The 6339-nt window shown below is 52.4% G+C and carries 8 protein-coding genes; 2 read left to right on the top strand and 6 right to left on the bottom strand.

Annotated features, from left to right (window positions below; all coding sequences use genetic code 11):
• The first annotated feature begins 53 nt into the window (after positions 1-53).
• Positions 54-1442, top strand: coding sequence for an ATP-dependent RNA helicase DbpA (dbpA, locus tag QN359_RS11260; RefSeq protein WP_322250238.1), 1389 nt, complete (start codon positions 54-56; stop codon positions 1440-1442).
• Positions 1443-1491: 49 nt separating this feature from the next.
• Here dbpA and QN359_RS11265 read toward each other — a convergent pair whose 3' ends face one another.
• The 6 genes from QN359_RS11265 to QN359_RS11290 form a co-directional block, all read right to left on the bottom strand.
• Positions 1492-2364: an NAD-dependent epimerase/dehydratase family protein gene (locus QN359_RS11265; protein ID WP_322250237.1), complete on the bottom strand. Its 873-nt coding sequence runs from the start codon at positions 2362-2364 to the stop codon at positions 1492-1494.
• 17 nt (positions 2365-2381) lie between these two features.
• Complete coding sequence (locus QN359_RS11270) at positions 2382-2894, bottom strand: GNAT family N-acetyltransferase (protein ID WP_322250236.1); 513 nt, start codon at positions 2892-2894, stop codon at positions 2382-2384.
• A gap of 5 nt (positions 2895-2899) precedes the next feature.
• The gene (locus tag QN359_RS11275) at positions 2900-3208 is read right to left on the bottom strand and encodes a DUF6916 family protein (RefSeq protein WP_322250235.1); all 309 of its coding nucleotides are present in this window, start codon (positions 3206-3208) and stop codon (positions 2900-2902) included.
• Positions 3209-3287: 79 nt separating this feature from the next.
• A complete protein-coding gene (locus QN359_RS11280) occupies positions 3288-3803 on the bottom strand; it encodes a phage tail protein (protein ID WP_322250234.1) in 516 nt (171 codons plus the stop codon).
• Between the two features lie 15 nt (positions 3804-3818).
• Positions 3819-4349, bottom strand: coding sequence for a phage tail protein (locus QN359_RS11285; RefSeq protein WP_322250233.1), 531 nt, complete (start codon positions 4347-4349; stop codon positions 3819-3821).
• 10 nt (positions 4350-4359) lie between these two features.
• Positions 4360-4995, bottom strand: a complete 636-nt coding sequence (locus QN359_RS11290; RefSeq protein WP_322250232.1) for a phage tail protein — start codon at positions 4993-4995, stop codon at positions 4360-4362.
• 1018 nt (positions 4996-6013) lie between these two features.
• Here QN359_RS11290 and QN359_RS11295 point away from each other — a divergent pair.
• Positions 6014-6339 (top strand): IPT/TIG domain-containing protein (locus QN359_RS11295; RefSeq protein WP_323493580.1); only part of this gene is annotated, 326 nt, incomplete at its 3' end.

Consider the following 6339-nt stretch of genomic DNA (forward strand, 5'->3'; position numbering starts at 1 on the left):
GTTGTAAGGTCAGTACGCTGCGCTTGTCACCCTCTATGAAGAAATGATTGTCCATGTCCGAATCGCTCGCCTTTTCCAGTTTGCCCTTGTCCGCCGCCATGCTCGCCAACCTAGATAGCCTTGGCTATAAGGAAATGACGGCGATCCAAGCCGAGAGTTTGCCTATCGTCTTGCAACAAAAAGACTTGATCGCCCAAGCTAAAACCGGTAGCGGCAAGACTGCCGCGTTTGGTCTCGGTATTTTAGCTAAACTTAATCCCAGTTATTTTGCGGTACAAGGCTTAGTGATTTGCCCGACGCGTGAGTTGGCCGACCAAGTCGCTAATGAATTGCGCCGTTTGGCGCGCGCCATCGATAATGTCAAAATACTCACGCTCTGCGGTGGTACTGCGATGCGCCCGCAAATTGCATCGCTGGAACATGGTGCTCATATCGTCGTCGGCACGCCGGGTCGCTTGATCGACCATATCAGCCGCGGCACCATCAAACTCAGTACCGTGCAAACGCTGGTGCTCGATGAAGCCGATCGCATGGTCGACATGGGTTTTTATGACGACATCTATACCATCGTCGCCGCTTGCCCAGCGCGCCGTCAGACTTTGCTGTTTTCTGCCACTTACCCGGAAAATATTCGCCATGCCAGCGAACAGTTATTGCGTGATCCGGTGGAAATCAAGGTTGAATCCCAGCATGCGGCCAACCATATAGAACAATTGTTTTACTTAGTCTCGCCGGAAGCACGGAATGAATCGGTGGCGCGCTTGCTGCATCATTACCAACCGGTGTCGACCATCGCTTTTTGTAATACCAAGATTCATTGCCGCGAATTGACCGAAGAATTGCAGGCGCAGGGGGTGTCGGCGCTGGCGCTGCATGGCGATTTGGAACAACGCGAGCGCGACGAAGTACTGATCCGCTTTGCCAATCAAAGTTGTTCAGTGCTGGTGGCTACTGACGTCGCCGCCCGCGGACTCGATATTCAAACTCTGGGCGCGGTGATCAATGTCGATGTCTCGAAAGATACCGAAGTGCATATTCACCGCATCGGCCGTACCGGCCGCGCGGGTGAAAAAGGCTTGGCGCTGAGTTTGGCGACTTCGAATGAAAAAAAATGGGTCAAGCTGATCGCTGAATACCAAGGCGAAGCCGTAGTCTGGGCCGACATCAACAAGTTGGCAGCGGCACCGGATCAAGTGCTGACCGCACCGATGACCACCGTGTGCATCTTCGGCGGAAAAAAAGACAAGCTGCGCCCGGGCGATTTGCTCGGTGCCTTGACGGCTGATATCGGTTTGAAAAAAGAACAAGTCGGTAAAATCAATGTCGGCGAATTCCACACCTATGTCGCGCTGGAGCGCCATATTGCACGCCAAACGGTGAGCAAACTCGAATTTACCAATATCAAGGGGCGCCAGTTCAAGATGCGGATAGTTGGCAGCTAAGCTGATTTTCTGTCTTAGCCGAGACGACAAGTGCTTGTCGTCGGCCGTATCAAGGACTTGTTTCAATAGTGTGCCGTGGTGCCCAGTGCAATTGGGTTCTGGCGCGCAGCGCACTGATACGGCTGTTGCCGCCAAAAATCGTTGCGGTCGTCGACTCGCCCCATTTGTCGATGAATGTCTGCAGCGGTAATGCCTGAGCCGGCAGTGGCAGCTTCAATTGTGCTTGCAACTGTTGCGCCATCGAGAAGAGCGTCGCTTCCCCATTTTCGGCAAAAAACAAGGAACCGGGTGCGGCGTTTTCTATTGCCAACACAAAAAGATCGACTAAGTCATCAAGGTGGACGTTAGACCAACTGTTTTCGGCCTTGCCTAAGTAGGGTACGAAACCACATTCCTTCGCCCACGCTGCCCAAGCGGCAAAAAAACCAGCCTGTTTCAGCGCTGCCGGGCCATAAATCAAGCCAGGAACAATCACGATACTGCGTATATCATCAGCCGCTGCAGCGATGCACTGTTGGTTAATCGCATGTAAATGTGCTTTTCCAGGGCGTGGACATACCGAGTCTTCGGTAAAGATGTGCGGATCAAGCTCGTCGCTTACAACACTGGCAACACTGGAACCGCTGAGCTGCACAAAGCTTTTTCCGCTGCCCTTCAAACAATGCAGAAAACTGCTGACGGCTACCGCATCTTCATAGTCGGCCGCGTTAATGATGACGTCCGCCCACGCCGCGTGCTGCTCCAGCTTAGGTGTTTCGTCCAGCGTCCCCAATACCGCTTGCATGCCGAGATGCTCAAGCTGCGCGACTTGCTCAGGCAGACGCACCAAGCCGCGCACCGTATCGCCACGGCTGTAAAAGCGCTGGGCCAAGGCCCCGCCGATATAACCGGCCGCGCCGGTGATCAATATTTTTTTGCTCATGGACGTAGCCTAGCAGGCTAGGTCAGAAAAATATTGTGTTTTTCGACCATTTCAGCGCCGTTCCAGCTCATTAGCAGATACACGCCCTTGTCTTCCAAGGGGAGAAATCCGAGGCGCTGGTACAGGCGTAGCGCTGGATTGAATTTTTCCACATGGATTTGCACCGCTTTGCCAGCGCTGTGCGCCAGCGCGCAGACCGACTGCAGCAGTGCCGTGCCGACGCCTTGTGCGCGGGCATCTGCCAACAGGGAAATATCGATGATGTGGACGGTATTCGTCAGGTGTTGTAGATAAATACGGCCTGCCGCTTGCTGCTGCACCAGAATGAGAAAAAATTCTGCCGCAGGATAGCGCGAATAGGCGTGATGCTGGGCGGCAAACTGCATGGCGATGAAGTCCGCCTTCTGTGTTGCACTCCAGTTGGTGGGTTTCAATTCCTCTTCACGCACCGAAGCGTATACCTGCAAGAGAAAGGGCTGATCTGCTTCAGTAACCGGTCGCAGGCTGATTCTGGGGTCGGAAATATGCATGGAGCTCAGCTTTCCGAACCGGCGGCTGGCAGTGCGACGCTGAATGCCGCCTGATAGCGATACACATTCCCCGTGCACGCGATCGGCACCAGAAAGATGCTCAATGGCGCGAGGCTATCATGTTGCAGGCAATACGTGCCTTGCTGCAGTTGCAATCCACCTTGGCACAGGAAGAACAGTGAAAATTGATGGAAGGCGGCATTGTCGCGCACGCTGATTTGGTCCAAGCATAAAGCCAGGCTTTGCCCATCTAGAAGTTCGATGCGGAATGCGGTTTGGAGATAGTCTTGAAAATATGCTGCGGAATAATTCATGGCGGAAGAATCAAAAAAGAACCCGGCCAGCCGGGTTCCAGGGGCTGTTGACGTTGAATTGTAAGATCCGTTCAAAAAATCAAGGATGTTCCGGCCAAGCGCCTTGCAGCGAAATACAGAAATTGATGGCCAGATACGGTTGCAGATTTTGATGCGCGCCACCACTGCCGACGGCGCTGACTGCCTCCGGACTGAGGGGAGTGAGCTGCCCCGCATTCGCGATAGGGACGAAGGCACAATTGTTAGGCGTCACAAAACGTGTCGGCAAATGTGCCGTCGGGACAGCACTTGCCGCGCGCGTCGTGTTGCCATTGAGCGCATGGGTATGGGAGGGCATGGTTTGCTGCGTGAGCGTCACCGTATTGCTGCCTTGCTGGTGGTTTAACACGCCGCCGACTTGCCCGATGACGCCGAGTGCGCTCAGATTGGGAATACCGAATGTCTGAGGTGCCGTGCCGCCGTAAGTATTGCCGATAACGGCATACAAAGCTTGATTTTGCGAAATTGGCAGTGTTTGCCCGTCGCAAGACATCCAGTCTTGCGGTGCAAAATTGAATCCGAAAGCGCGGATTTCTCCAATGAATGAATCAGCCATAATTGCTCCCTGAATTTAAGGCCGGGTTGGAAACAGACCGGTCGTTGCGATGATGTAGGTCAAGCTCAGCGTGGGCATGTGATTGTCGTGCGGCAGGTTGCCGCCAACTGACGTCAGCGCTTGCTGATCCATGGGGTGGATGCTGGTGCTGACCGCTGCGCCGCTATCGTAAAACGAAGCGGGAGTGGTTCCCAGTGTCAGGGTCGGCCCAGGAATGGTCGTGGTGGCCGGCGTCGTACTTGCCATGATGCTATGCGTATGTGCCGGTAAGTGTGCCGGTGTCAGGGTCACGCTATCGACACCGGTGCTGGCACCGAGCAAGCGCGGTGTTAAATTGGTACCAGCACCTTGGCCTATAGGGAGCGTCGCGTTTAAGTTGGGTACCTTAAAGTTAGTGCTGCCAGTGCCGCCGTAAGTGGTGCCTATCAAGGCATACAGTACTTGGTAATCATTCACGGAAAGTGCTTGCCCGTTACATAAAACCCAACCTACCGGCGCGTAATTGCCGGCAAATATACGAATTTCTCCTACAAATCCATCTGCCATATTGTTCTCCTTAATCTCGCGGTGGGTACAGTCCGTTGGTGCAGATCATGTAGTTCAGCACCAGGGATGGCTGCATGTTGTTATGCGCGGTGCCGCTGCCGACCGTTGAACAGATACTCTCTTGCATGGGAGTCAGGCTGCTTGCCGGTACAGTCGGGGCGTAGAGATTGTCGCCAGGACCAGTAATCGCGGCGGCGCTGGCGTTGTGCAAAAAGCTTTGTGCTAGCAAGCTATCGCTGTTAATGCCCACCGTAGCGGCGCTCGCGTGCGCAAGCGAGGCTTGTATGGTGTGGCTGTGTACAGGAATGGTGGCGGCAGTCAGTTGAACAGTTTCTGCGCCGCCAGAATTGCCTTGATTGAAGTCGGTGAGTAAAACCTTGCTGCGGTGAATGGCGGTGCGGCCGCGTAAATCTGGTAAGGCAAAATTTGTTTTGCCGTCGCCACCGTATCGAATCCCGAGCAGGGAATACAGTGCCTGATTTTGCTGGATTTGCAAAAGTGATCCATCGCATAGAGCCCAGCCCGCCGGGGCGAAGGGAAACGCGCAGATTTTTATTTCACCTAAAAATGGGTCCATCAGTCTTCCCTTAACAAAAATATCGTTGCCAAAAAAAACAAAATATTCCTTACTTTCGCCATGATGCAAAAATACAATAATTTCTTATTTTGCATTGCTTGTCAATAATAAAAAAATATTGTTTTTTGTGTACAAAAAAACCGACACCTGGGTTTTCTTCCTTTGCTTTTTCTTAAATTGTTGCTCAGCAATCACAATTGCTGATTATTAATTAGATCGTAACGAAAAATAGTGTATTCCCGTGCCGTACCACGTTTTTTACATAAGGAGCGTGCGCATTTGTTGTCGAAATATCGTTGGCTTAAGCACAGCGTTGACTAGGGAAGCGCAGATTTAATCCATGCGGTTTGTCCGCTGCCACTGAGGCGCACTGCTGCGTTGCCTTTTGCTGTCAATAGCTCGCTATTGACAGCAAAAGACGCCTTGCATTGCTTCCTCATTGGCAACGAACAATTCCACAGCGATTAAATCCGCGCTTCCCTAGCAAATGAGCCTCTCAGGCTGAGACGCTCATTTGCGCCGCTTGCTCAAACAATTTTTCGATTCCCTAAGTCCGACCAGGTAGCGGCTTTATTGCATTTCCGTATGGCAAGGCAATAAAGCTTACCGTTGAAGCAAAAAATATTGACAGAAAATAGTGAGAAATTTTATGCACCTACTAACAAAACTGATGCTGGTATCCTGCCTGTTATGGCAACGCTTGATGGCGCGAGGGCAGAGCATGAGGTCTGTTTTGTTGGTGCTAAGCAGTATGTTCGCTGTGATGCCGGCTGCGGCTTGTACTCTTACGCTCAATTTCGTTAATACCGGTGCGGCTTACTACACTTACAATTTAACCCCAGCAAATATAAGCAATTGCGGGTCGGTGTCCGGATATGGCTTTTACAGCGATAGTGTAGGTGGCATCTCCGATATCTTCACGACTAACGGAAAAATTATAGGCAATGATAGTGTTACACCGCCGTACAACACAAATGTCGATTCGATCGCTTACGTACCAACGAACAGCGGTTTTTCTGGTACTGACAGCGCAACAGTGTATTTTTCCAACGGTGGGCCTTGGTTAGCGTCAACGGTAAATATCACGATGACAGGCGGGACACCCGCACCAAGCATTACCAGTGTCTCACCCAGCTCTGGGTCTGCTTTGGGTGGCGCAAATGTCGTCATTACCGGCACAAATTTTACTGGCGCGACTGCGGTGAAATTCGGCGCGAGCAATGCCAGCAGTTTTACTGTAACCAGCGCGACACAAATAACGGCAACGGCCCCGTCCGGCAGCGGCACGGTACATATTACCGTCGTGAACGGTGGCGTTACGAGTGCGACGAGTGGTGGCGATCAATATACGTATATCGCTGCGCCAACGGTGAGTAGCCTGGGGACGTCGACGGGTCCAGCCACGGGTGGGAC

The sequence above is a fragment of the Undibacterium sp. 5I2 genome, from assembly GCF_035019605.1.
Classification (GTDB): Bacteria; Pseudomonadota; Gammaproteobacteria; order Burkholderiales; family Burkholderiaceae_D; genus Undibacterium.

Bases quoted from the DNA above. Each gene is read 5' to 3' on its own strand.
- QN359_RS11270 (WP_322250236.1), bottom strand. From the start codon at position 2,894: ATGCATATTTCCGACCCCAGAATCAGCCTGCGACCGGTTACTGAAGCA.
- QN359_RS11265 (WP_322250237.1), bottom strand. From the start codon at position 2,364: ATGAGCAAAAAAATATTGATCACCGGCGCGGCCGGTTATATCGGCGGG.
- QN359_RS11280 (WP_322250234.1), bottom strand. From the start codon at position 3,803: ATGGCTGATTCATTCATTGGAGAAATCCGCGCTTTCGGATTCAATTTT.
- dbpA (WP_322250238.1), top strand. From the start codon at position 54: ATGTCCGAATCGCTCGCCTTTTCCAGTTTGCCCTTGTCCGCCGCCATG.
- QN359_RS11285 (WP_322250233.1), bottom strand. From the start codon at position 4,349: ATGGCAGATGGATTTGTAGGAGAAATTCGTATATTTGCCGGCAATTAC.
- QN359_RS11275 (WP_322250235.1), bottom strand. From the start codon at position 3,208: ATGAATTATTCCGCAGCATATTTTCAAGACTATCTCCAAACCGCATTC.